The organism is Paenibacillus guangzhouensis, assembly GCF_009363075.1.
Taxonomy (GTDB): domain Bacteria; phylum Bacillota; class Bacilli; order Paenibacillales; family Paenibacillaceae; genus Paenibacillus_K; species Paenibacillus_K guangzhouensis.
The window spans coordinates 2250572-2276972 of the sequence record NZ_CP045293.1; the positions used below are offsets into that span (position 1 = coordinate 2250572).

Annotated in this window: 22 protein-coding genes and 1 pseudogene; 1 reads left to right on the forward strand and 22 read right to left on the reverse strand. The window is 37.8% G+C overall.

Features of this window, described 5'->3' with window-relative positions; all coding sequences use genetic code 11:
* Nucleotides 1–49: 49 nt before the first annotated feature.
* The 18 genes and pseudogenes from GCU39_RS10050 to GCU39_RS10145 form a co-directional block, all read right to left on the reverse strand.
* Entirely contained in the window at nt 50–364 is a 315-nt protein-coding gene (locus GCU39_RS10050) for a hypothetical protein (RefSeq protein ID WP_152393383.1), read from the reverse strand.
* A gap of 1139 nt (nt 365–1503) precedes the next feature.
* Nucleotides 1504–2145, reverse strand: a complete 642-nt coding sequence (locus GCU39_RS10055) for a DUF3885 domain-containing protein (RefSeq protein ID WP_193726856.1) — start codon at nt 2143–2145, stop codon at nt 1504–1506.
* Nucleotides 2146–2198: 53 nt separating this feature from the next.
* Complete coding sequence (locus GCU39_RS10060; RefSeq protein WP_152393385.1) at nt 2199–2807, reverse strand: GNAT family N-acetyltransferase; 609 nt, start codon at nt 2805–2807, stop codon at nt 2199–2201.
* Between the two features lie 176 nt (nt 2808–2983).
* Complete coding sequence (locus tag GCU39_RS32500) at nt 2984–3145, reverse strand: DUF3888 domain-containing protein (protein WP_193726857.1); 162 nt, start codon at nt 3143–3145, stop codon at nt 2984–2986.
* Nucleotides 3146–3444: 299 nt separating this feature from the next.
* Nucleotides 3445–4203 carry a hypothetical protein gene (locus tag GCU39_RS10070; RefSeq protein ID WP_152393386.1) on the reverse strand — a complete coding sequence of 253 codons (759 nt, stop codon included), beginning with the start codon at nt 4201–4203 and terminating at the stop codon, nt 3445–3447.
* Between the two features lie 29 nt (nt 4204–4232).
* Complete coding sequence (locus GCU39_RS10075) at nt 4233–6152, reverse strand: UvrD-helicase domain-containing protein (RefSeq protein ID WP_152393387.1); 1920 nt, start codon at nt 6150–6152, stop codon at nt 4233–4235.
* Between the two features lie 4 nt (nt 6153–6156).
* Nucleotides 6157–8181, reverse strand: coding sequence for an ATP-dependent nuclease (locus GCU39_RS10080; protein WP_152393388.1), 2025 nt, complete (start codon nt 8179–8181; stop codon nt 6157–6159).
* A 274-nt stretch (nt 8182–8455) separates the two neighbouring features.
* A pseudogene (locus tag GCU39_RS10085) lies at nt 8456–8578 on the reverse strand (SDR family oxidoreductase); the annotation flags it as partial.
* Nucleotides 8579–8916: 338 nt separating this feature from the next.
* Nucleotides 8917–10773 carry a hypothetical protein gene (locus GCU39_RS10090; protein ID WP_193726858.1) on the reverse strand — a complete coding sequence of 619 codons (1857 nt, stop codon included), beginning with the start codon at nt 10771–10773 and terminating at the stop codon, nt 8917–8919.
* Nucleotides 10774–11278: 505 nt separating this feature from the next.
* Nucleotides 11279–11551, reverse strand: a complete 273-nt coding sequence (locus GCU39_RS32505; RefSeq protein WP_152397175.1) for a GNAT family N-acetyltransferase — start codon at nt 11549–11551, stop codon at nt 11279–11281.
* 16 nt (nt 11552–11567) lie between these two features.
* Nucleotides 11568–11768 carry a hypothetical protein gene (locus GCU39_RS10100; protein ID WP_152393390.1) on the reverse strand — a complete coding sequence of 67 codons (201 nt, stop codon included), beginning with the start codon at nt 11766–11768 and terminating at the stop codon, nt 11568–11570.
* 613 nt (nt 11769–12381) lie between these two features.
* Entirely contained in the window at nt 12382–13698 is a 1317-nt protein-coding gene (locus GCU39_RS10105; protein ID WP_152393391.1) for an S-layer homology domain-containing protein, read from the reverse strand.
* Between the two features lie 262 nt (nt 13699–13960).
* Entirely contained in the window at nt 13961–15334 is a 1374-nt protein-coding gene (locus tag GCU39_RS10115; protein WP_152393392.1) for a TIGR02677 family protein, read from the reverse strand.
* 455 nt (nt 15335–15789) lie between these two features.
* Nucleotides 15790–16011, reverse strand: a complete 222-nt coding sequence (locus GCU39_RS32575) for a DUF7695 domain-containing protein (protein WP_152393393.1) — start codon at nt 16009–16011, stop codon at nt 15790–15792.
* Between the two features lie 424 nt (nt 16012–16435).
* Nucleotides 16436–17485 (reverse strand): TniB family NTP-binding protein, encoded by a 1050-nt coding sequence (locus tag GCU39_RS10130; protein ID WP_152393394.1) that lies wholly within the window; start codon nt 17483–17485, stop codon nt 16436–16438.
* Nucleotides 17486–19558: a hypothetical protein gene (locus tag GCU39_RS10135; protein ID WP_152393395.1), complete on the reverse strand. Its 2073-nt coding sequence runs from the start codon at nt 19556–19558 to the stop codon at nt 17486–17488.
* Nucleotides 19552–20211 (reverse strand): TnsA endonuclease N-terminal domain-containing protein, encoded by a 660-nt coding sequence (locus GCU39_RS10140; RefSeq protein WP_152393396.1) that lies wholly within the window; start codon nt 20209–20211, stop codon nt 19552–19554. The genes GCU39_RS10135 and GCU39_RS10140 overlap by 7 nt, the downstream gene beginning before the upstream one ends.
* Nucleotides 20212–20369: 158 nt before the next feature.
* A complete protein-coding gene (locus GCU39_RS10145) occupies nt 20370–22082 on the reverse strand; it encodes a TniQ family protein (RefSeq protein ID WP_152393397.1) in 1713 nt (570 codons plus the stop codon).
* A 582-nt stretch (nt 22083–22664) separates the two neighbouring features.
* Here GCU39_RS10145 and GCU39_RS32510 point away from each other — a divergent pair.
* A complete protein-coding gene (locus GCU39_RS32510; protein WP_407671660.1) occupies nt 22665–22817 on the forward strand; it encodes an integrase core domain-containing protein in 153 nt (50 codons plus the stop codon).
* Between the two features lie 191 nt (nt 22818–23008).
* Here GCU39_RS32510 and GCU39_RS10150 read toward each other — a convergent pair whose 3' ends face one another.
* The 4 genes from GCU39_RS10150 to GCU39_RS10165 all read right to left on the reverse strand — a co-directional run bounded on the left by GCU39_RS10150 (nt 23009) and on the right by GCU39_RS10165 (nt 26091).
* Nucleotides 23009–23608 carry a TetR/AcrR family transcriptional regulator gene (locus tag GCU39_RS10150; protein WP_152393398.1) on the reverse strand — a complete coding sequence of 200 codons (600 nt, stop codon included), beginning with the start codon at nt 23606–23608 and terminating at the stop codon, nt 23009–23011.
* Nucleotides 23583–24365, reverse strand: a complete 783-nt coding sequence (locus GCU39_RS10155; protein ID WP_152393399.1) for an alpha/beta fold hydrolase — start codon at nt 24363–24365, stop codon at nt 23583–23585. Before GCU39_RS10155 ends, GCU39_RS10150 begins: the two co-directional genes overlap by 26 nt.
* Nucleotides 24366–24834: 469 nt before the next feature.
* Complete coding sequence (locus tag GCU39_RS10160; RefSeq protein ID WP_152393400.1) at nt 24835–25608, reverse strand: metallophosphoesterase family protein; 774 nt, start codon at nt 25606–25608, stop codon at nt 24835–24837.
* A gap of 33 nt (nt 25609–25641) precedes the next feature.
* Nucleotides 25642–26091, reverse strand: a complete 450-nt coding sequence (locus GCU39_RS10165; protein WP_152393401.1) for a hypothetical protein — start codon at nt 26089–26091, stop codon at nt 25642–25644.
* Nucleotides 26092–26401 lie beyond the last annotated feature (310 nt).

The window sequence follows — 26401 nt, forward strand, 5'->3', positions numbered from 1 at the left end:
TTTTCATCGCATCCCCGGTGAATGTCAGGGCTTTTCTTCTGCATATATTCTATTCTCCACCTAATTCTGAGTACATCTTTCTAATTTCTCCAGTTTCGCGGCCGCCTTCAATATATTCGGCGATCTTCATGTATTTCTCCACATTAGGATTATTTTTCTCAGCATTAATAGTAATTCGAATATGATCCGCAATAATTCCTCGAGTTGAATCATCGACGATACGCTTTTCTACCATATCTAAATATCGTCCAACGTCTTTTAAGACCATATCATCATTTTTCTTAGCATGATCTGGATTCCCTAGTATTACCACAACTATCGCAATAGCAATTATCCCAACCATACCCAACAGCTTGAACTTCATTTCCTCATCCCTTCAATCTAGTAGTTTCCTAAATATTACCACATAGTTTAAAAATGAGGATATAATGAAATAAACATTTTGATCAGGAGTGAGTTAATGTCCATCGAAAGATTCGTATAACTTTTAAGCGATGTGCAACTTCAGCAATGTTTTTAAGAAATAATGTTTACCCGCGAGAACATTCATTTCGATTCAAAAGAATATCAGAATTTATTGGACCGATTTAAAGCCGAGGCCAAAATTGATATTAAGCCAATGCATTCAATGACCGACGCGATCCTGTATGAGATTGCACTAAGGAAATACCGCGAGGACGGCATTAATGTATAAAGCAACTCGAATTTGAACCAACATCACTACATGCATTGATCGGCAGAGTCGAGAAGAACGAGGTACTTGTTGACTTTCAGATTTACATGCCGACCCTACATGACCTTTGAAAACAAAGCCATCAAAAAGACATTAACGTTCCGAATTGGCTCAATGATGCAGCGGAAAACAGAATATCAACTTCTCACATGTGCTACAGGAAGGTTTGAAGAGGAGTCTCGGAATCTATAAGAAACGTGCAAACTGATAATTCACATACGGTCATCACTATACTATAGGGTGTTTCGTTGGATTTCTCTGTTACGCAAAAAAGCCCCGCTTGTTTTATAAACGGGGCTCTCTTCATTTCATCCTGTTATTTCTTTCTCATAATGGAACAGGTAGCGAATCTCGAAACCGATTAACTAGCGCTTATCCTCGACAATAACTTCTAGTAGCCCAAGTAAGAAGTCTATCGCCCAGCCTCCGCGTAACCGGTAACGTCCTCCAATTGATATAATATCCCATTCATCTCTGAAATCACATTTAATTGTGATTTAGTTTGTTCGTCTAATACGTTCATTGTTAAAACCCCTCCTGCCTTATCAATGAAAACGGCAGCTGATCGATGACCAGCTTCCTCTATATCATGATTCAACTATCGTGTCCCGTTAGTTGAATGACAAGTCTATACTGGCTCCGACGGACATAGCTAGTGCGGATATTTTCGGCTACTCCCACTTCCCCGAAATGCCTCTGCCGAGCTGAGGATGCTTGTCCCTCGATGCGTGAACACAGTGTTATATGCTATGGCTGACTTCATTGAGTTACTACAAAAAAGTTTTGTCGATTCTTTCTCGATCGTAATCCAGTATCCAACTATTATACTTAGTGTAGATGTGGATAAGGTCATCTTTAGATTCAGAGATGACATCGCACCCCCTGTCATCATAAATATGAAAGATTGTTCTCTTGCTTATATTTATAAAATACACTCTATGATAAATCATTGGTCTAATTCCGACATCATGATTACATATTGATTTAATTAACTCACTATATCTTAAATCCTTTACTTTACATGTAGTCCAGTATCTATACATATTGTTTCTGGGATCCGGGATCTCATCCGGATCTAGATCAATATCAGGTAGTATTTCTAAGTTCAAAGCCATTAAGGAATCTTTGTTCTTAATATACTTTTTATATAAATTTAACTTCTTCACTTTGTTTTTAGGGATATCAGCAAAATAGGCACTCGTAACAAGTAATAGTTCATCATCTTTGTCATGAAGAGCCTTAAACAACTCTAAAGATCGATAGTAAACCTGTTCCATATAGAGTTCTTTATTAACTCTAAAGAGCGGAGGATTACCTAACTCAAATCTGATGGAATAATCCCACCCATAGAATATGGGCGGGATTAATTTTAGGTTTGGAAAATGATCTTCTAGAAATTGATTTAACTTCATACAGGAAATCTCCGCTCTCATAAATTTGTATTTCAGCCATTGAATATAACGTCTTATTCACGAACTTCGCAAATAACTCCATATGTAGGGTATTCGCGAAACTTTTGAACTATCCTGCCCGTTACTTTAACAAAAGAAAAAGGAGCTGCCTCCATGCAAGCTCCTCTACTCTCGTGTCCCGCTAGCGAAACAAAAAATGATTGCTCTAAACCAGTTAAGGCTAATTTCATACCTTCGTGACTAGATACAAAACCTAATCTTTCATAGAATCGATGAGCTTCATCGCGTTTTTTATCCGTTGTTAATTGAATTAGACCGCAACCATATGCCTTTGCGGAATCAATGGCGTGGCGAAACAGGGCTTCTCCAATCCCCTTTCTACGATACAGTTTATCTACACGTACACCCTCGATTTGAGCACGTGTCATTCCGAAACGTGCAAGTCCTGGTATGAATGTAAGTTGAAGACAGCCGATAACTTTCTTGTTATCTATAGCGACAATTATTGAATTTCCTATTTGCTTTTCGATTGCAGAGAAAGCATCTATGTAAGCTTGAGGGATTGGGATTTCAAATCGTTCACGGCTTATTCCTAACTCATCATCAACCAATAAGCGGACAATTCCTTCAAGATCACTAAGTAATGCTGTTCTTATTTCCATACTTATGGCACCCTTCGCGAATGAAATCAATAATTAACTCAATATCAGCAACATATAATTTCGCTTTACATATAAGAATCCCTCTTAGCCTGTAAGTGTTCCGCTATCCTGCCCTTTAGCGAAACGCGGCTGCAGATCTAAGCCAGCAGCCGCGTTTTATTTATTAAGCTATCGTGTCACGTTAGTTTACCCCATACCTTTCCAATTTTTAGAGTTAATTCAAAATCCTTAATATGTTCAAACCCTATGACTTCTACCCCTCCCATATTGTCAATCTTGAAGAAAATAAAATCAGATCCAACATCAAGATGAGGACCGATATAAGGTGTTACCGTCACATTAACGACGATTAGGAATCATGATATCCAATCAATACGTTTAATGGATCAAGGAATGGTGCAAACGTAGGCATTTCATTCAGTTTATCCTTGTAATAAAGATCTAATTGTTCTTGTATCTTGGGCGTTAACATGGTAAATATAACCCTGTTTGGGTCTGCATTCGTTTTAGCTCTTGAACAAAGTAGTAAAGTTGCTATGACTACCTCACTTTCTTATGGCTAGTCATTACTGGGGCGGATCAACTTATATTTCCACTGAACTCGCTTCTTTACAATTTAGTTTATCTGCCAATACAATTACTTTTCTTTCTTGAACCAAAATACTTTTAATGTTTCCTTCAAGTTCCTCATAACTTTGCTTTCTCTTTTATTTTCTTTGGCAGTCATCCCTTTAAACACCATCATCAATCCAAAACAACCAAGAGCAATAAAGAAACAAAGTAGAGCGGTAGTCATATCCCACCAATCAGGAACCCATTGAAGAGGTGATATAATATGAGCTAATGTAAAATATAGAGCAACAGCACAAATCCAAGTTATAAATACCGAAAGATGATAAAAAAATCTGAGTATACTACCAAAAACAACAAATAAGGGGTTCTTAAAAGTATCACTAATAAACTGCTTGTAATCAACATAGATAGTATCGTGAGCATTCCAGTATTCATCATCAATCCTATTATAAAATTCTCTTACTTTTTCCAACAATTCATGCTCGTTTATTCTGTTATTTTCTTGTTTATAGGCTATGAAAACTTTCCTGAATTTATAAAAATCAGTCAATACAGATGATGATGCTATAAATCGAACTTTTGAATCTTTACCAGAATACTCTCGTAAGAATATATCTATCATTTCTAATTTCCGCTTTTTATCACCTGTTTCCATAATAAGGGATAATAATTCATGCATCGGAGCATAAACCTCATTATAGCAATTACCCAATTCCTTAAGAAATAATTCTCTTTTCTTCGATCGAATATTAAATTGATAACCTATATAAGCCGTTATTAAAGCAATAATTATTACTGAGATATCAATGCCAATTACTTTCAAGTTCTAACCCCCACCAAAATGAATTAATATCACACAATAATATCTCTTACTTCAACATTAGCATTTTGTAATAGTTGATATAGAGATGAAATATTATTACTGAATTGGGGTCTAACCTGAGCATTCCCATAACGCAACGTTTCTCTTGACGCACTGAAGGTGAAGAAACATTGTTCCTTTGCTCTCGACAGTGCTACAAAAAATGCACACATATCAGCATGTGTCTGAGTTTGGAAACTCCAAAATGCGTCGTCTTCAAGTCCTAAGAATATGACAGTATCATACTCGAGTCCCTTGCTCTTATGAATAGTCATAATAGGAACACTAAATACTCCTAAAAAATCTGAAATGCTATCATTCCAATTTAAATGTTTTAAATATGCAGTTGTTAATTTATCAATTGTTCCATCGATCAACTTGTTAAAATACGTTCCTTTGGAATATTTAGGATATAATCTAAATAATCTTCCTAATCCAACAAAAGATAAAATCCCTTTTACAATGTCACTAATCCTTCGGCTGCATTGTTCTTTGCCATTAGATATTTGATTTAACTCACTTTTTATTTTCATAATGTAATCATTAAGTTCAGTTTCCATTACTAATATTTTTTGATAGTCCTCTTCTAAATTATATCCATGCACATAAGCCAACATTTCTGAAACCCTTATCCAAGAGTCGTGCTGTTTTTCTAGTGATGCTAATTGTAAAAAATCTATGATGAGTTGAATACACTCTTCTGCGAGCAAATCTTGATATTCCTTTTCTATTCTTGCGTGAATATCGAGTTTTATTAGTTCTTCAATTACAGCAGAAGCGTAAACATGTTCTTGTTGCTTCACAAGTATACAAATATCTCTAGGTGAAATATTCTTTTGCTGAATTCTGGTTGCAATACTTGATGCAACGAAAATAGCTTCATCTATATGGGTCTGAAAATTCCAGATCTGACAAAACCCTTCTAAATCACTGTGCTGACTAGAAACCTTAGCCTCAATCGAGTTTTCATTTATTATTTTTGCTAAGACATTTTGAATCTCAATGAGTCTTGGAGCTGATCTATGGTTTTGAGTTAGCTCAATCTGTCCTGCATTAAAATCACGTATAAATTGTTCAAAAGAATCCGATAAAGCGCCTGCCCAGCCCATAATTCGCTGCTTATCGTCACCTACACTAGTTAAAACTGCAGAAGATCCTTTGAAAATTTTCTTTACTAACTCGTATTGCAGAAAAGTCGTGTCCTGGAATTCATCAAGAAAAACATGACTATACGTCATTTGTAGGGCTCTTTTTATATAAGGATTAACCTCTAGCAAGTAATAAGCAAGTTTAGAAACCATAGGAAACGTCAGATGACTTTGAAGTCCACTACGCCCATGAGTTAAAATATCCCAAAGTCTTACCAAAATCCAAGTATAGATGTCTTGTCCATCATCATAGATAGGTAGAGTATCTTCAGACAAACGTCTATATAAAATATTAAAATTAATTTCGTGCTGCCAATTAGGTTGATTAGGATGGCGCTCTTTTATGTATCCAATGGCAATATTTTGAATTTCACTTTTAGTAAATCCTATATTGTAATCCTTTTCCGGTCTATAGGTTTCTGGTATACCTAATCTAAAACGATCGAGAAGCTGTTTTGCAAATGAATCAAATGTTCGCGATTCGAATCTCGCAGCAAGTTCCTTGTTACATCTTAGCTCTACTCTCTTTTTCAAGTTTTCTGCTGCATCTGTTTTAAAACTAATCGCCAGTATTTTTTGAGGAGATGGACATAAATTAGTTTGTAATAAGTAACATGCACGTTGTGCGAGCAGCTCCGTTTTTCCGGCTCCTGGGCCAGCTAAGATGAGATTATTCATTTCAGTTTTAATTGCTATTTCTGCAGCTGGCTCTAATATTAATCCATCTGTCGGTCTCCAGTGTTCTGAACTAATATATGACATTAGCCTATGCATTCCTTTCAAGTAATTCCTTCACTCTAGCAATAATTTTGTTAAAAACATTAGGCATATTAGACTGCAAGTCATCATCGGCTATTTTTAACAACGCCTCAATATGTGTACTCGGTTTGCTTCTACCAAGAAATAAAGTATTATACCAGACCATAAGTTCAAGCTGATCTTCGGAATAAGTCTCACCTGTTGCTTTTTCATTTTTTAAGGATGCTACAATGCCGCTTCTTATTTTTTTAGCGTAACCTTCTGGATCTTTGAAACGATTAGGAATATTGGGTCCTCTTGGTACTGTTTCTTTATAAGCTTTAGGGAATGTTTCCAGCATTAGAAAGTCCAAATCCATAGGTGCCGAGAAAAATACATTATTTTTATCTTCCATCAACCTTGGCAACCAAATATCATTCATAGATTTTATCCACTCAGAAGTTATTGGATAACTATCAAATTCTTCTTCAAGTTGTACTTCAGTAATAATATCCTCTCTTAAACCCGTACCTTCTCTATACCATACTTTTAATATTTCCTCTCCTGATCGACCGTTTAGTAACAATTGTTTTATTGCATATTTAATTCTACCCCAGCCACCACCACCTCGTTCTCGATCTAAATCTAATAAAGTAATATGAGGTATATTTAATTCATTAAGTAATTTCCACATATGGTTAACATGTCTACCTCCAAGAGGTACTATAGATATTCCATAATCATCAGGGTATATTCCGTTAATCTCCAAAATCCTTGGAAGAACTATCTCTTCTGAGTCGCCTTCACCTAAAATGACTAATCTTGAAAAGTATATTTCAGGATAAGCTCTTACGGCTTCTTTAATATACGTATACGCTTCTGATGTACTATCTGGAAGAACAATATTATTCACTACAGTTGTATAACTATTTTGATCAATTCTTAAATGTGCTAAATTCTCTGGGTATATCCGTTTAATAATTGAGGCACTATGTGATGTCAAAACAACTTGTGCATTATTTTTATTTGAAATATTTTTCAAATTATCCATCACTCTACCAAGTAAATGGGGAGATATATGATTTTCTGGCTCTTCAACAGCAAGAAGAGTAAGAGATGCATTTGATTTCCCGGTAATTTCTACTTCTGCTTCAAGTAATGATGATACCATTGATAAATAAAATAATGATCGAAGTCCATCACCCAGCTTGTCAACACTATATTCGCCTAAATCATGAGTTGGAGAAAAAGACACCTCAATTTTCTTCAATATTGAAGCTAATGTTGAACTACTAAATTGCAATTTTGCATCCTGATACCGAATATCCTTGTGGTACTTTTTCCATTCATCTCCAATAATACTTCTTATTTGTGAGACCCCATTGATTCCATTAAAGAGTTCATCTACTGGTTTCATTTTTTCCTTTATTGTTTCATCAATGTTATCTGGCCAAGAAATGTTATTCAAAATTCTCCATAGAATTGTTCCTGATGCGTTTCGAAGTTGTGAGGATGGCTCCCTAACTGCAGGTACATAAATAACTTGTATTGTCGATCGTTGATGCGGAGTAACAGGGACCAAATCTTCATCTGTTTCATCTACTCCCTCCGCAACAGTTACAAAATATAATTTTTGTTCAATTTCTCCCTCAGGAGTATTATCAGCCGTCCACTTCGCAATTAAGCGTACACGCAAATAAGGAGCTTCAGCTGTTGCACGAACAACAAGTTGATTAAAAAAAGGGGGTATGCTTACTTTACTTTGCTCATTTTTTGAGTTATCCAATAACTCTGGAAAATCAATTCGAGCTTCTATCGACAGATGAAGTTCTTTTGTATCTTTCACAGCCGTGTTTTTAGGAATATGGAAGTCAGACTTATCTAGAGCCCGTTCATGAGAGGACACCCCAAATAGCTTAACTAATCCATGTATTAGTGCAGTTTTACCTGCAGAGTTCTCACCTACAAATCCCGAAAGTTTATTTAGAACTATTGTAGTCCCATCCTCACCAAAGCTTCTAAAGTTCGTTAATTTCAATGATGATATTTGCAAGCAGTTCTCCTCCTTAAAAAAATTCTATGAATAGGTTGAATATTCGAAAAACTTAATACTTATTTCATAAGACTATACTACTAATTTCGACATTTTTCCTTATTATCCCTTTTAAATCACTTAAGTCATCCCTCCATCAGCGTAATATTGCTCTTTTAGGGAGATTATCCATACAAAAAATAAACCACTATATTTCGAGACTGGCTTGATTATAAGAGAAGCCCCCAAAACTAATTCAGGGGCTTTGGTCGTTCATGTAAGTTTTACTTTTCAACTAACCGTTCACTATTACTCCGCCATTTACATGTAGGATTTGCCCTGACATATAAGATGAGTCATCAGATGCCAAATATACACAAGCAGGTGCGACCTCATACGGTTGGCCGGCTCTCTTCATCATTCCACCTTATTTCCACGACATCCTGCCCCTTTGCTTAATAAAGCTTCGAGTCTAATGCTTTATTTTCTGAGTCTAACACTTTATTGGACACACGAAGCTGCAGCAGTTAGCACACCCCGTGCCGCACGTTCTGCCGGCTTCGTTTGGAAGCATACAGGTGAGCGGAGTTGCAGTAGTTGGCCACACCGTACCGGAACCAGTGAGAACCATCAAAATCGACGAACTGCAGCTTTGCTGCGTAAAATGAGAAAGAAACCCAAAGGTCAATGACCTGGGTTTCTCAATAGTCTTTTTAATTTCACTTAGTCCTGATAGGTTTGTTAATTCAAAATACTTTATAACAACTCTTTAACCTGATCCTTCATACGGCTTACAAGGATAGCATCTGGAGTTGAGCCATATATTTTAGCTTGAGTCTTATCCAAAAAATCACCGACCGGTTTTGAACTTCCACCAACATATTCTATAGCTTCTCCAATAATGTTCATCATTAGTCCTGCTAACGGTATCGTCATATCTGCTGCAGTAGTACCAATGTCCACTAATACTCCCTTGATGTCCCAGAAATTAGTTCGTTTTTTATTTCGCTCAAATGATTTAACAGTTTTATTAAATGCTTCAATGATCTCATTTTGCTCCTCAGGAAGTTGATGTTGTGAGATTCGTTGAATCATATTTTGGAATCGGTCAATATCTGTGCCTTTAAAGGCGTTGGCCAACTCCAATACGGGTACATCCCTTGCAATAGTAAGTATGTTCTCTGTTGCTAAATTTGGTGAACTCATTAATTCCATCTTCCGGCCAGTATTTACGCCTGAATACATATTGGCTAGCGTTTCTGTATTAGTTATAGTCGTCTTATCACCTACAGGACACAAAGTTGAATTTAATGCTCCTGCCCACTCCACTGAAGTAGACGATGTTATTAGCTCAAGAGATAAGTCTTGACCTGTTTGACTTTTAATCATTGCAGCAATGAGTGCTGCATACCCCACTTGTCCAGTACCCATGGCCCCTCTGAAGGATATCGAAGAAGTTGATTCATCCCATATTCTTGAGAGTTCAAAAGCTAAGGATTTTAACCAAGATTGTAAATTATGATCTTTCACTTTTAAAGCAGCATTATGTAAAAAGGCAAGTAAAAGCTGTTTTTCATCTGTCTCCAAAATTGGATACAGTAGTGGATTTCTATGACGACTATCAATAATTGTTCTAAGGGCTAACTGTCGAGAAAACATAAGACTATCCGGAGCCACACCTGCTAAATTCTCAAGGAAATTTCGATTGTACCGTTCAATATTTTGAGGGAAGAGAAGCTTAACTTTACCCATTATTACTAGCTCGACTAGTTCTTCTTGTGAAACATTTAGTGATAGCAAAACCCTTTCATGAAAGCTTGCTAATGGAACCACGATGTTAATAGTTCGATACATTGTAAGGTAGTTTCGAATATCATGTGAAGTTGAAATCGAAAGGTCTAGTAAACAAGCAGCCCCTTTTTTATGCCAAGTTCTTGGCAGCAGTGATTCATTGAAGTCGTTTGAAGATAACACGGATATCGATTGATCTACCCATAATTGTTCATCAATTTCCCAAAGCCTTTTTAATTCAGGAGTAACTGATAAAGATGTTCTTCGACTCGGTATCAAATCCAAACCAGTCATTATCTTTTGGTGCTTAGCAGAGACATTTTTTTTAACTTCCACAATAATGTTTTTAGGTTTGGCAATTAGTTTCGTAAGAGAGGATATAAAGGATTGATATTCTGAATCCGATATTGTTTTTTCCACTTCTAATATCCAACCCTTGCCCTGCTCAAAACCAAATCTATATGGTGGAAAACTTGGAGGTATGAGTAAGGCTAGTTGATCATCAAAATCATTTTGATTAAGTACTGTCCCTACTACTTGAACAACTTCTTGTAAAGATCTATCATTTATTCTTTCGGCACCTTCAGGAACTTGTTCGACTAATTTCACTAGGGTGCCCATCACTCTCACTTTTTTTGCGAAATAATCTTCTAAACATAACATTTCTTCATTGAGAGGCATAACAGATAAATCAGCACATTTTATGTAATAAATATCGTTGTAAAACCATAGTCCTTGAGTTTCAACATGTGGTTGTGTGGTTCTCAGCCTATCATAAGACAAACGGGAACTATAATAGTCGTCATCGTATTCCATCTCCAACTATATTCACCTCTTTGAAGTAGTTATTCTACTATTACGCGCTGCTCTATTAATGGTTCCTAATTTAGGAGGCGATCTTTTCTTTCTTTAATTCAGCCTACACATGAATCTGCTGTAGCCTTTTCTTGAGTCTTCCACGAGTTTCGAATAAAGAATAAGCAAATATTGTAAAATATGATCTCGTCTTCACCTATAGGTACGCAGTGAAATACCCCCGTGCTCCCCGCGAATAAAATATAGTATTAGACTGAATGTCTTTATTTCACACGGCATTTTAATTGTCATATCGTCAGACTCCATGAAATATTAGACCGACCCATAAAATTAAAGTAGCGACAGCCAAAGAGGAAATAAAGTCTTAGACTGTCGCTTTTTCGTTGGACTAACGTGTCCCGTTTGCTTAATCATCCGATCTCTCATCAAGTTATTTAACCATAATCTTCGCGTCATTGTACACGATCGTTTCCATCAGTGCAAAAGAGCTAGCAGGTCCCGTATTATGTTGCTACATGTACGAGTCACTTTTCTTATACTTCATATCTGTAAATCTTGGTCCTGCAACAAACCCAAGCCTTTGGTATAAGTGTTCTGCTGGATTTCCAATTAAAATATGTAGTTTTATAACCGGCGTAATCGAATATGCCGCTGTAATAGAGTATTTTATCATAGCTTGCGCAAGTCCTTTTCCGCGGTATTCCGGTAGTACAAACACATCATTTATACCTGAAAAATTGTTAACTATCTCCGGATATACACCTGCAATACAGCCGCCTATAATTCTGTCTGTGCTTTTTTTATTTTGCTACCACTACTTGATTAAGTGAATTAGTTGCTGTGTACCATTCGAAACAATTACTTATTGTTTTATTAATTTCTTCAATACTTTCTTCCCCAAAGAATTCATATACTATTCCACCAAGAAATGAATTCCTGAGGGCTCTAGCCATTTCTGGTATATCGCTTTCTTTTGGTTTCGAGGAAATAGCAATCATCAAGTGTGTAGCTTAATTTGTCGGTCGGCACATAAATTGTCTCGGTCGCCAAATTTCTGCACCGAAACTCATTAATATATCAGTATTTTCTGTAAGTATACCTTTTAATTGGATTTCCCCTTCTGAGCTCATAGCTTCTCCTCGCAGCAATAACAACTTCCAAAATAATCTTCTGTCACAAAAAGGTGCAATTAGAAAAACGATTAATTCATCGTAGAAATTGGAGTTACTTTTGCGTTATTTACCTAGATAGAACAAAAGCCCATCTAGATATATTTATTTCGCAATTAACACCTTCAATTCAAACTTCTATTGCTCTAATAATCATGCAATAGAACCCTAATAAATGGAAGATTGAATTTAATTAAAGCCGTTCTTTACTGCTCAATATTCATGCGGAGGCATCAGTCTGCCACCACGCAATCCTGCCCGTTAGTTCAATAAAAAAAGACGCTCCCACACCTTCTCTTGGGCTACGTCCTCCTCAATAAATTACAAATTTTCAATTTCTTCCACGAATATCGTATAGTGCTTTTAAAAGAGGCTTAACTCAACCTAAGCACAAAGAATAGACTTTATTTTCATTTAACAATTGCTCAATTATTATCATTTTTAATCATTTTTTTTGGGCGACATAATATTCAGTACCATCCTTAGCTTTGAGTTGTACCTCAGAAAAGAATATATCATCAAAGCGTAGTAAGCCAATTCCCCAATAATGTGGATTCTTTACAGTAAAAACACCTCTACTCTTAGTAATGTCATTGGTATGAGGTAACGAATAATCTTTATAAGCTTTCGACGAAGGTGATTTTAATGGATCAATAGCGGGAGCATTAAACAGATTACCAGCTTGTGTTTGACTCATAGAGTCCCCCTTAATTTTCATATCAAACTCTGCGAAAGAATAAAAAGATCCATTTGAGGCGGTAGCTCCCTCATCCAAAAATACAGGATAGTAAATACTACGCTGGTCACCTTTTGCATATGGACTTACGACAATCCAGTTTTTCACTTTTGCTGTTGCATAATCCGCGCGTGTAACCAATTCTTTATTTCGAACTTTAGAAAAGTCGTCGGTTATTTTGCTGTAGTCGTAGCTTTCTGGTAATCTCTCTTTAGGCCATTTTTCATAAGTGGGTGCGATTACCTTCAAGTTTGTTCCAGTCAATCCTACCGCACGTAATTCTTGTAAACCTTTAAAGTCATCCGGTTGTTTTTTTGCAACAGCCGTATAGCGTGCAATTAAAGTTGCTACCTCTGCCCGTGTTGTAGTCCGATCCGTTCCAAAATTTTCATCACTACCGACACTCATTAATCCAGTTCCCATTGTTACTGCAACGCTATTTTTTTGAGTTTCAGGTAGTTTTCCTGTGAAATATTCCTTAGCAGGGATTACAGTATTCGTAACATCCGAAAGGGCAACCTTATATTCAGAGTTAACGACAGCCAGCCCTTGGGCTAACCAAATAGCCATCTCACCACGGGTTAATGCTGCATTAGCATCTAACTTACCAGAATATTTCGAAGGATCAATAAACCCTTTTTCTACTGCAGCTTTAACGCTTTCAGTAGCCCAAGCAGGCAAATCAGTAAAATTAGCATTATATTCGGTTATAACCGGTTGTTCGGATATACGTCCCAAAATGGTGGCCATCTCTGCCTTTGTTACAGGTGCGTTTGGCTTAAATGAACCATCTGAATATCCTTTGAAATAGCCATTATTTACAGCTGATTGAATTGCAGAAGCAGCCCAATGAGTAGCTGGTAAATCTTTAAATTTTTGAATGAGGCTGCTCACAGTGGTTTTTGTAGTATTTAGGACATCCTTAGCCCCGTCTACAACACCGGCTTCTGCATTAGTTGGTACAATTGTTAGAGCTCCAGCCAAAAGTGTTGCAGCAGAAATTGCTGAAAGTAATACTTTTTTCATCTTATTTCCTCCAAATGGTCGTGTTGTTTGTTGAAGTAATTTCTTCATTTCTTATCTCTATCATATGAGGTAATATCTAGGGTGCGCGAACTTCGTCGGTACACAAAATAATATCGGTATATTTGTTTGAGATCGTTATTGCAGAGCCTGACCAACCTGAGCCATGCTGATTTCATGAAGAATACATTACCGATCTTGGCCGGTCGTCTACGATTATAACGCTCGGAGGACTGCGAATTCCCGCGGCACACGCGGCAAATGCTCATCGACATCGATGAGCAGGCGCCCGGTGTGATCCGCCGCATGCAGGCAGCGGTTTTATAAGCTCTAAAATCTTTTGGCGCTGGGGTCTTGCCAATACTGGTAGCTCTGCCATCTCTATCTTGTCCTCTTGAATGAGTAGTAGAAAGCTTTGCTTGATCTCTTCCTGCTCCTTCATGTACGATTCGAGCAGTTCTTTTTGCTTGGTTTTGTTGTTTGCGATTCCGCTCATTTTACCTTTGGAGCGATAGCCCGGTTTCCGCGAGCCGAGCTCAATTGGCTCCTGATCAATGTCCCAGAAGCATTCAATCCGTCCCGAATTATCGTTTTCTTCGCAGGCAAAATGCTTAGTATGGGGGACGCCAATCACAAGTGAAGCCAACTCGTGTGCCTGTTCATCGTCGCTTATCTCATAGAAATGCTGTGCTAGGTCCCAAAATTCCTGTTTGCGGCTGCGCAAATACTGCTTGCTTTCCATGAGACGACTAGCAAAGCGTAGCATTTTTCGGATAATTTCTCCGGTCTGCGTCATAATGTTCTTAGCATCACTGTCTTCCCCACAAAACCAGATATAGATGGAACTCCATTCATCTCGCAACCTTTTTTTCACAGCATCGGACGACAATTTTTCACCGAACCGGAAAATTGATAACTGGTATTCCACGACCTGTTCGATGATCTCACTGATCCATTCATCCTGAAACCTTTCCTCCAGCATGTACTGCAGCATTGGAATCTTCTTTTGGAGTAACAATACGAAATCTCGTAAATAATTCACAAGATCTTGTCGACGGACTAAAAAGGCCTCGCTGAGCATTTCATCCTCAGCCTGAAACGATGAAATACGGGCCAGATAGTCGCTCGTTTTCCGGTCGAGTCTGCGGAAATATTCCATTAAGTCTTCCCACCTGCGATATACCTCTTCGGGCTGAGTGGCGTGATCTATCGCAAGCAATTGCTTAAGAGCTTCCATAATCCGATCAAACAGCGTTTTATCGAGGGATCCACCACCAAAGTCAGTTATATTAGTCTCCAGTGTCTCTAAAAACCGCTCGATCTGAATAGTGTAATGTGTGGCTTGGTATTTAAACCGTTTAGATTTGAACTCTTCGATGGTGTAATAGTCATTCGCTTCTTGTCGCGTGGTAATGTTCTTCCAGCCTTCAAGCACGTCCAGGTCTTTTTTTAGATCATCAATGGTATAGGACTCAAAGTCATCAAACTGCTTTAGATGTTGTAGGATATCTTCAGCTTTTAGATGCGTTCGATAGCCGTGCTGCTCATAAAAAAAACGCAGGATTGGACGGTAGCGCCAGGTATTTCCTGTGTTCAAATAATTCATTTCTTCTATTTTTGATGTGTATATGTTCTGCAATCGAGATCATCCTTTAATTTACTTATCTAGTACTATTATACCATAGACGAAATAGTACCTTTTATTTATCACATTCGACATGTAAACGCTTTGTAACACTAGAAGATAACTAATTAGCAAATAGCTAAATAAAATAAACTGGTAGTCCATTGACGAGAGATTCCGCAATTGAGTTAAAGGCAATCTAACAAGGTACTGTGTTCTTTAGAGATCAAGGTAGTGTATCTATGGTGATCGTTAAAACAAAAATAAATTCGCTTTTAAACAAATACTAAATAACCAGTCGCCGAAAAATACTCGACGACTGGTTATTTAAACTTAAAGGTGATTGATCTATACCTCATGAACTTGTGTCAGTCCAATATGTCCCAAAAAATCGCCTCACCGTATATTCACATATCTTTTTTCCGTTTTCCATATAAACAAAGGTGCACCCTTAGAAAGTACATCATCGCTCATTTTTTTCGAAATATTTCATTCCACTCTTCGTGGGTAGACATACAGCGGGAAAGTTCTTCGTAATCTTCTATTGATCCTATTCGTTTTAGATATTGTCGACCACCATCCACACCAACTTTCCCACAACTACAAGTTTTGAAGTCGTAAATGGTCGTTGACTCTATGGTTTCATTACAATTTAAGCATCTAACTGCATTGCGCAGTATTCTCCTTTTCATACTATCTCTCCTTTTTAAATAACAAAAAGATCGAACTATTTCTATCTTCTCTTACGAGGGTCCGTACCCTTTGTATAGTCAACAATCGGACTATTATTTAATTCACAGTTAGGTGAATTAGCCACTTTAAGCTATACTTATATTGGTGGTGTCAAAAGAGCAGAAATCAATATCTCCGTCCTCAACTTAACTAAGATTGCATAAGCTCTGAATGTAGTATCAGTTGATATATTTGCTTATACACGGATTAGTAATCAATCAAAAGGCAAATCTAAAGACATGGATCAAATCATTGACCTTCTTCTTTCAATTAGTCTAAAAAGAAGTAAGAAAAGCAAAAAATAACTTATTGGAAGTTCTCGATATAACATAAACGGCGACCTTAGTGGGGGCGCCGTTTTTAAATCGTGTACCAGTTTCTACATTAAGAGTTTAGCACAGGCATGTTATTTTTTTGTACCCTTTTTCCTTTTTTTCTTTTAATCATAAGTTTCTCCTTATACTTATTCATTGCATCTTCCTCAGTTTTAAGTGCAGCCTCTAAGTCAAAATGCGGCTCATTAAAAGGGTTTCCAACAAATGGTCTAGCTACCTGTTTTACTTTCATAAGTGCCTTAGCCAGATGTGATTCAGTTATATTATCAGAACCCGTTTTAACAGCAATATAGGTCGCATACTCAAGTAACTTCATTACATAAAAAGGTACCCCGTTCGAGATATAGTATAGCTTATCTGCTATTCGTGGATGAGCTAGATTCGCTAATTCAGCAAGAGGAAGCAGTGTGTCGATTTTTTGAAGAAATACCCTAAAAGTAAGAATCTCCTCAACCGTACCATATGCAAAAGGCTCTAACGCAACTTTATTACAAAATCTTCGATCCAATTGGGGATTACTAATAAAAATTTTTACTGATTCTGGCATTCCACAAAGAATAACAGCAATGCCAATTTCTTCAGTAAATGTTTTAACCCAGTTTGATGCTGTAGCTAGCACATATTCGGTGTCTGCATCAATTAGATGCTGGAACTCGTCAAAAATAATTACTTTAATCCCCAATTCCTTGACAAAGAAATGGATTCGACTTGTCAACTCAGATTCAGATCCTTTATGGCTAAACGGATCCCCCATATCTTCCAGCACTTTCGATGCCAGCATCCTCGGTGTTGCTTTTGGAGGAACGACCACTCTTAGAATAGGAATGTGTGTATATTCCCGATCGTCAGTCACTTTAATTTCGCGAGGATATTTTGCCGTAAATTCTTTGGTTACAGTAGTCTTACCGGCTCCAGTTGGCCCAAAAATAAATAAGCCATCCGGACTTACGGATCCTTCAGACAAGTCTAGGATCATTTCCATTTCCTCAAGAAGATTATCATACTTTGGGTGGTGGACAATAATCTTTTTGACATGCTCAACACGTCTTTTCAATTCCTTTAAATCAGGTACTTTTCCTTCTAATCGCTCAAACTCCAATTAAACCATCTCCTTTCGACCACTCCCCCAACTGTCTGCAATTTTATCTAGGTCTACGTTGTCAACATGCAAGGCACCAGGTTTAGGTTGTTCAATAATAGATTCATCCTGATTATTAACCGATTTGGATGGTTTTATAACTCCGCTACTTTCCTCAGGACTTAGAATCGAGATATTCATAGATTCTACAAGTCCAGGGAGCTGTTCGATCGGTACACCTTTAATTGCACTTGCTACAGTCTCTTTGGCTGCCGCTTCCCTTCTTTTTCTTCTTCTAATCCCTTGGTATTCTAATTTGCACTCTTGTTGAATCTCTTCAATGTTTAGTCTAGCCCTACCCTGCAGCGAAGAATCATAGTCATTATAAGCACTACCGTCCTTGTTCGTAAGATATGCCAACAATTCTTCATGGATCGGATAATTCTTGTTAATCTTTTTTCTTTCCAGGCCTCCATTTTTTATGAAGGCTTCAATATAACGTTTATTGAATTCATCTTTTACATAAATAACCCTCATATCAGAGCCATATCGAATTAATACTTCGCGGCTCCTACCTTCGCGTTCCAAACGCTTTCTTAATTCATTTAATTCTTCACTAAAAAAGTGGTGACCCCTGAGTTCTATTCCACGAGGACCGATTGTGCGGGTATCACTGTTTGAAGAGAAGATTAGTTCTAAGTACTGACGGTTTTGGGGGATTCTCGGGTGGATTTTCATTTCTTTTAATGTTCTTGACCATAGGCGCTCTGGCACCTCTTGAATATTTTGCCCTCTATTGAAGTTGTTGGCGACCATGTCGACTATTGCTATATGTGCGATATGATACAAACCTTTAATATCAACTACTGCTTTCGCTGCTGAATCATATCGCCCTTTTTCCTCTGGATTTGAAAAAAGTGATCCCACTAATCCTTGAAAAGCTTTATGATTTAGATTCCCTAACGCTTGTTCAACAGATCCTTTTTGATGACCAGATGCTACCTCGCAATATCTAAGGCCGATGCGAAGAGCCGAACAAACCTCCTCTACTTCTTTTGCGTCATTCACCCTTGCATTATCCAAAAGTATAGATTGAGGAACCCCATAGGCCGTCCAATTCTTCTCAACTCTTGGGTACAACTCTTTAAAGCCAGTCTTGGGTAATATGCAATGTAAAATTAATTGTTTCCAGTCACCAGCATCAGGCTCTTTTTTATAGATGATATGAAATCCCATTGGTTCACCTGTTGCCTGATCCATTCCGTACATTAAGACTGGACGATATAATTCGTCAAGTTCAAAGTCTACGATTAAACAATCAATTGGCGTCCAATCACATTCCATACATTCAAGGGGCCGGTTTGCTCTTTTATTTGAATGTACGCCATTATGTTTTAGATCTGCTTGATTTCCCCCCATGAGTTCTTTATCACGCTCATATGTATCAACCATTCCCTTCCGTATCCTTCGATATGTCGATTCTGAAACAATCTTTATATGCGCATGAAATTCTCTAGTCAGATTGATATTATTTATTTTGTCTTCAAGAACGTTATATTCATCTTTAATAGATAGGTATTCCGCCTTGTTTCCATATTTAAAAATGATGGAAGAAACTTCGATCATTACTTCACTAGAGATTCGATGATCTTTTGGCCCCCTCGTTTGAGGAATTAAATCTAATTTATTTTCGCGCTTATACCATAATTTAAGCCATCTATAAATCGACGCGGAAGAAATCGATCCATTGGGCTTTAATTCCTCTGGGTAGTTATCAACATAAGCCTGTATCTGTGATGGCTTTAATCTACCTTGAATAATAGGCTCAATAGCCTGATATCGTTTCTCCATGATATCTTTTTGGTCACTACAATAATCCTTTATTTCGTATTCAATTACGTTAGTATCTTGCCCTTCGTGTACAAAGATTAACTTCTTCTCATTGTAAGAAGTCAAGATCTCATTAAGAGGTAGTAATTCCTTTATGTCATGTGATAAATTAAGCACTTCAACTTCATCATCCCTATATCTGAGCACTTCATATACGTTTGTTCCAATACGAAATTGCGTACCATACTTAATATCAGTTAGCATAAACTGTTCTCCTCCCTAACTGCAACACGTAAAATTGAATCATCAGATAGCTTTACATTTACTAAATCGGTTGAAATCTCTTGTAGGTAAATCAACTGATAAACAGCCCTATAGAAACTTTCTTCATCAATTTCGGCACAAGACTCCCTTAATTCAAAAAGATACATTTGTCCTGTTAAGTCCAATTGATCCAGAACATGATCCATAATTTCGTCCGACACTTCTTGAGTCCCTAAATGACGAAGCAATGAAAGATTGGTTTGAAAGTACCTTTGGTTTATCTCCTCCTCTGTGAATACCGCGTAATGCCACCCCTGAGATTCGCAAAACTTTCGACCAACTTCATACTTAATAACATTTGTAGGGTAGTTCTTAAACCGAACTGCTTTCACCTCAATTATGAAAACACGGTTATCATTTAGGATTAATTTAAAATCTGGAAAGTACTTATGCTTTTTACCGTTCAATAAATAATTGATGCATATTGGCTGATAAAAAATTTCTTCAACTTGCTGATCAAAGTCAGCTAGTCTAATAAAGTCCCTTTCAAGGAAACTTTCCCAATGAATCATATCACCAGTTTTAAGATATGGTTCTTTTCCACGGAATCCTTTTCTTTTCGGCTTAATTTTTCGAGCTGGTTTGTACGGCATTTCCTTTCACCTCTGTTCTTTTCATAATTTATGATAAAAGTATTGACTTTTTTGAGGTCAGACAATCATTGTTTTCAGACTTCAAGTAAATTTAATTAAAAACAAAAAAGACAGTAACTAGATTTATCTAGACTTACTGCCCCAATTACTTTATAAATTTATGTTTTGTTTTCCAAAATAAACTGTTCAAGATTTGATGATCTTTTTAATAAATACAAATCATCGCAAACAATCTTCTCGTTTACAGGAGTTATGCCAATCTTTTTCAACTCACGTAATATCTTCTCTGTTGACTTATATTTTGTTACTCCTGTTTTCACAACCATGACTACAGGAATATAATTATTCTTAAACTCTAAGTAATCACATATATTAATCAGTTGTCTACTCTGTTTATTTACTTTTGAGACTTTAATAAAACCATTGCTTATCCACCTCATTACACTGCTATCTTTAACTCCTAGATCTTTTGATATCTCTTCGGACGAAAGAAAATCACCTAATAATTTTTTTCTTAGTTCATTTTTATCAAAGTAAAATCGATTTAACCCCAACTCAGAACTCTTTATTTGGGAAGGATTTATTCTCCCTTCTTGGAGCATTACCAAAAAATCTGTTAAATCTAAATCATATGAAAAACAAAGTTTTGTTGCTTCTCTATATGAGATTAACGATTCTGAATGATTTGAACTACAACGCTCTTCGATTTGTCTGATAAAATTAACAATCTCCTCCTCATTAAAACTATATTCTGCCTTCCCTTCAATTTTACAGTCAACGATAGGTGTAAGTATTTTTTTTTCAATAATTCTTCTAACTTGACTTTGGCTAAGCCCCAACAATCGTACAGCTTCTTTTCCAGTTATTCCTTTCTTTATTCTCTTGCTTGGTAAATCGATAAGCTTAATTTTATTATTATCTTTATTTAAATACCCCGATCTCCAATAAGTTTGTATATACTCATCTAGCGCATGTTCTATAAACTCAAATCCAGTTAATCCTATAAAATTATCTAAGAAGCTGGATTTAATAGTATGCTTCCTATTTCTCTTGGCAATACCATTTAGTGCTAGTAATCTACTCTCATCATTTAATTTATAGAAATTAATTGGCCAATTTTCATATATTTGAAAGGCTCTCTCACAAGCTGTATATAATTCCCCATTTTTTAAAGGTTGAGATGCGTGGCTATGCTTTTTCCCGTTCTCACCATTGGCCCATCTTACTGAAAATATCAATAAATAGTATAGATTCTCAAATGATAATTGGCCTAAAACTTCATTTGAGTCAGATTTATTGTTTCCCAATAACCTTTCCATTAAATAACTTGAGAGTTCTCCTTGAACTTTTAATACATTTGTATATCTGAAATCAAACCCACACTCACACCTACTAATATCAAACTTTACTGGATTAAGCAGTTTTCCGCATTTTTCACATTCCTCAATTAATAAACACATATGGATCGGGCATGAAACAAACAAAGAAAGCTCCCACAATAAACTATGAACTTTTCTGTCCTCTAGACATAGTGGACAAATCCGAGGTCTCGTTAAACACGATCCAAACTGCCTGAACAAGAACTGCATGTTATGGGGTAATTCGTAATAATTTTCAGAAATCCTAAATCCAAGTATCATTTTCTTTATCTCGTTGTCTTCAAGTCGAAACACTCTCTTGGGAACAAAAAAATCAATAACTTGACTCGGAAAGATCAAATTCAATGTTTTATTATAATGCTTCCATCCTGCTAATTTATAAATCCAAATTGGTTCATTATAGTGATTCTCCTCGGTTGTTCTTCGGACAAATCCTCTTAGGCTTTCATCTATTTTTGGTTTTGGAGTTAATAAAAGCTGATTTTGCTGCATTAGGGACACCCTTCTCTTTTTTTCAAATATTATTCACTCTAAATTTCATATTTAATCTCTAACTATGTTAAAGTGATAAATTTCAAGGGGATCTATGCAAAAAAATACGAAAGAACGCATGCAAAGAAGCGGCACACTGCCTCTCCTACTATGTAAAATTATATATATTAGCCTGTCGCGGTAAAACAATAATTATATTTTTTTATACTCCAATATAGAACAAGTTGTACTATGTAAATTCTTTCTATCAATCTCAATTGGAAACAAACTATTATTCTAAACAGCCAGCGTTTTTAATACAACTAAAATATTGTCATCTATTTAGGTTAACCAAAAAAGCACCTCGGGGAACTTACAGACAAATTTGAGCAGCACCCCATTTATTAGACACCATGGAAAAAGTTTACTAAAGACACAGGGAGATAGGCCCACGCATCAGTGTGAGCCACAAAGCTCTTGAAAATGGGTAACTCTTTACCGAGCTAATGGAATGAAGGATTTCTCCAAGAGGTATGCAACATGCTCAAAAGCGTTTAAACGTATTGAATCGAGTCAGGGATGTCAGTTTTATAAACAGCTGCAATGTTTAATATTCCAGCACCTTCAACTATTCTGCAGTGGAAGAAGGTGCTGGATCTGCGAGATGAAGACTCCCTATATCACAGTCGGATTAAGGCAAAACTAAAGGGCATGAGCCCGGTACAATACCGGACTCACGCCCTAAAAGCCTCCTAACAAAATAGTGTCTAACTCTTGGGGGTAATATCAATTGATGGCATGTGGATCTTTTTTTAAAATTATCATTCCCGTATATACAATATATTAGTCAGGTTAGTTCATAGGCGGTAGCATGGGCTTTCTCATGCCAATATCAAAAAACCGCCCTTCTCAGGGCAGCCTATTTCATGTTATGTCATGAAGCCTATCTATTCCACGATCGTTCCATCACAATATTCATGCATCATCTGGACCTTAATCTCTTCCACCGGGAAATCACCTGGATAGGTCGTCATCATTAACATCGCGCCTTGCAGCGCGGCGGAGAATTGGAGTGATCTCATGCGAGGCGATGGCACCCCAAGCTGCTTGAAAATCTTGACTTGCACTTCGAACTGCTTACGCGACTCTTCGTTCAATTGCGAACTATACGTTGCAAGAATATGATCATCTTCCGGCTGGGTTTGCAGATTCAAGAAGAAGCGGTAGATGTCTGGGCGAGCACTAACGTTATCGATGGCGCCAGCAACAATCTGTCGAAGCTGATCTGCAGGGGACTGCAGCTCCAAGGCTGCATTCATCACTTCTGCCACCCCTTCAATACGAACCTGAACCATGGCGGCTAGCAGCTCTTCTTTTCCTTTGTAGTAATTATATAAGAGTCCTTTGGATATCTGAGCGAACTTGGCAACATCATCGATCGACGTGGCATGATAACCTTTCTTTACGAATAACGTCATTGCTGCCGTATGAATTTTCTCTTTCGCGGCTTGGCGAATGCGCTCATTCTCTTCCGGGGTACGTGGCACGGCTATATTCATCCTCAATAAATTCAGTAATAGATCGGCAGAGTTCTTCGGGATGCGTTAATGTCGGCATGTTGTCTGCATCTTCCATTTCAATAACACAAATGTCCGGAACCGCTTGAAAATACTCCGCAATGCGCAGTTGATCGGCTGCGTCTTTCTTGCCTATGATGTAACAAGTTGGGGCGGCAAGCTCATGGAGTCGCTCAATCGCTGGCGGCTGCGGCCATACGGATTCCCACGATCCCCATTCCATCATTCGGGATAAGTTATGCTTCAACATTTGCTCCAAAAGATCACGTTCAGGACTAGCCATCACGACACGATACGAGCAGGCTTTTAATGAGATCTCCATCATCGCATCGACATTCGGGAAGACCGCCTGGGTCTCCTGCATCCGCTCGGCTAGTGCCTCGCTAGGAACATAGCCTGATAATTCTGATCCGATCAACACAAGCTTATGCACTCGCGCGGGATAAGTCAATGCAAAATCGGTCGCGATCCGCCCTCCGATTGCATGACCGATAATCGTGGCTTGCTCCAGCTGGTGATGATCGAATAATGTGCGTAAATCCTCCACATAGTTCGCCGGCTTCATTGGAGAAGGTGATTTCCCGCAGCCCCTTCCATCAAATGCAATGACTTTGTAATTCTTGGCTAGTATCGGCACAACATACATCCAATCCCTCACATCTGATCCTCCACTGTGCACGAGTACGACGGGTTTTCCTTCACCTGATACCTCAATATGCAAATCCATGAACAATCCCTCCTGGATAAATTATTCAAACCTTTTATTACGTTCTTTCAAATCGAATAGAACGTAGCAATTACATTAGAAAAATAGGAATGTTGGGCTCTATAAATGTGAGAACCTTTCCGTCAGTCACCACCTTGGATTCTACTTCAATTCCAAAAAATAAATTGTCGATGACGCCTATGTCCGCTAACAGGCAAGATCCGCTTCAAGTATAACCGGCACGCTGTTCACAGCATAAACCAATGTATATCGATGCATAATTATACATTTGTCATTAATTATGAAATTTTATTCTCAATAATTTGGAAAATTTTCTCAATAATTATGACGCCACACATCCCGGAACGAAATGATTGGTATTTACTGACATTTTATTATTGAATGAACGTTTAGTCAATATAAAATATATTCATTTTGAAATAAAAACAGCCACTCTCCTGAATCAGGATAAGTGGCTCACACTTGACTCTTATTTTCTATTCATCGGGTCATAACCCGCGTCACTTACCAATGCCCTGCCGGTACGTAATGCGAATGCGTAATCCTCTCGCCCATGTTCTCTTGCGATCGCACTCGCTCTGTCCCAATCATAAGGAACCAAGATATGCTCGATGCGCCAACCATCTTGCGTCTGATGCGCAATCACATAGTCGGCATCAGGTGTCCCAGATTCCATCACATGAGGAGAAGGAAGCTCATCATCATAAGCTGGCAATCCAACGCTTCCCGCATTGATGACATGCTTGCCATCCGGCAAATATAACGCCTTGAACACATGACTATGTCCACAAAAAATATATCGCTGTGAAATCGCTTCGAGTTCTTGTGCCAGTTGACTAGGATGCTTCAGCTTGACGCCCTGCGCCCCTACATCCTCCATTAAGTATTGATGATTCACAAAGGGTGTGCCGTGGCAGAACAGAAGATCTTCGAATACCCAACTTGACCGAAACGATCTAATCCACTGTTCAATCCCTGAATGCAGCAGCGGCTTCACATATTGAAACGTTGCGGATGGATGATGCGATTCTAGCAGAATTTCATCACAGTTACCCATGATATGAACGATATTCTCGCTTGCCATTAATAACTCAGCCGTACCTAACGGATCAATCGGTCCGAATAAGCTGTCTCCCAAGTTAACGATATGCCGAATGTTCCGCCCGGATATATCCTGTAGAACAGCTTCTAAGGCGAGACTATTGCTATGAATATCAGAGATGATGGCAATCGAAGTTCCCATAACATCATTTCCCTCCCTCTTACAATCAAATCATTAGACGCGTTCTGCCTCTTGTTTCTCCTGATAACTAAGCAATTCAAATTGGTATACATAGGTTCCGTTATCGGAGATCCGTAAGATGCATGCGCCTTTTGCTTTGAGCTCGTCCAACGCTTTGCCGGCATCCTCCAAACTAAGTTCTGAGTTCAGACTTATCTCTGCTGCCGTAATGTACCCTTTATTCTCCGCAGCTAGACGCAGAATTAACTTTTCGTTCCGTGTCTGCTGTTCGATTTCTGCCCTCAGCTGCGTTTTTTGCTTTCTCATGTACCTCGCATAAATATAGAATCCAGCGACCGACGCAAGTGCGACGATTAGCACTATCAGAATGCCTCGCCCTTCATTTGCGAGCCACTGCCCGAGTTTGATCAAGGTCCCGAGTAGAGCTAAAGCGAAGATCAGCCCCATACAACCGAGCCAAGAAAATCGGCTATTCTCCCCCATGTCCATCCCCCGTTGTGTTATCGATATGTACTCCTATCATTAGAATTGATCACACCATATCTTGTCAATGCTTGCCATGATTTCGACATCACTTCATGTAACTAACCTATGGTCAACATTTACTGAGGTTGATCCTGGAGGTCCAGCATCACATTAGGACTGATTAGTACGAAAATTATTTCTGTCTGGATATAGAACGTTCAGTAATTATATTGCCAGTTGTACATTTTATGACGTTCACGCACTTAAACCAACCAAATTTAATACGAAAATTTTTTTCATGAATTCAATCATTTTAGAGTATAGTTTA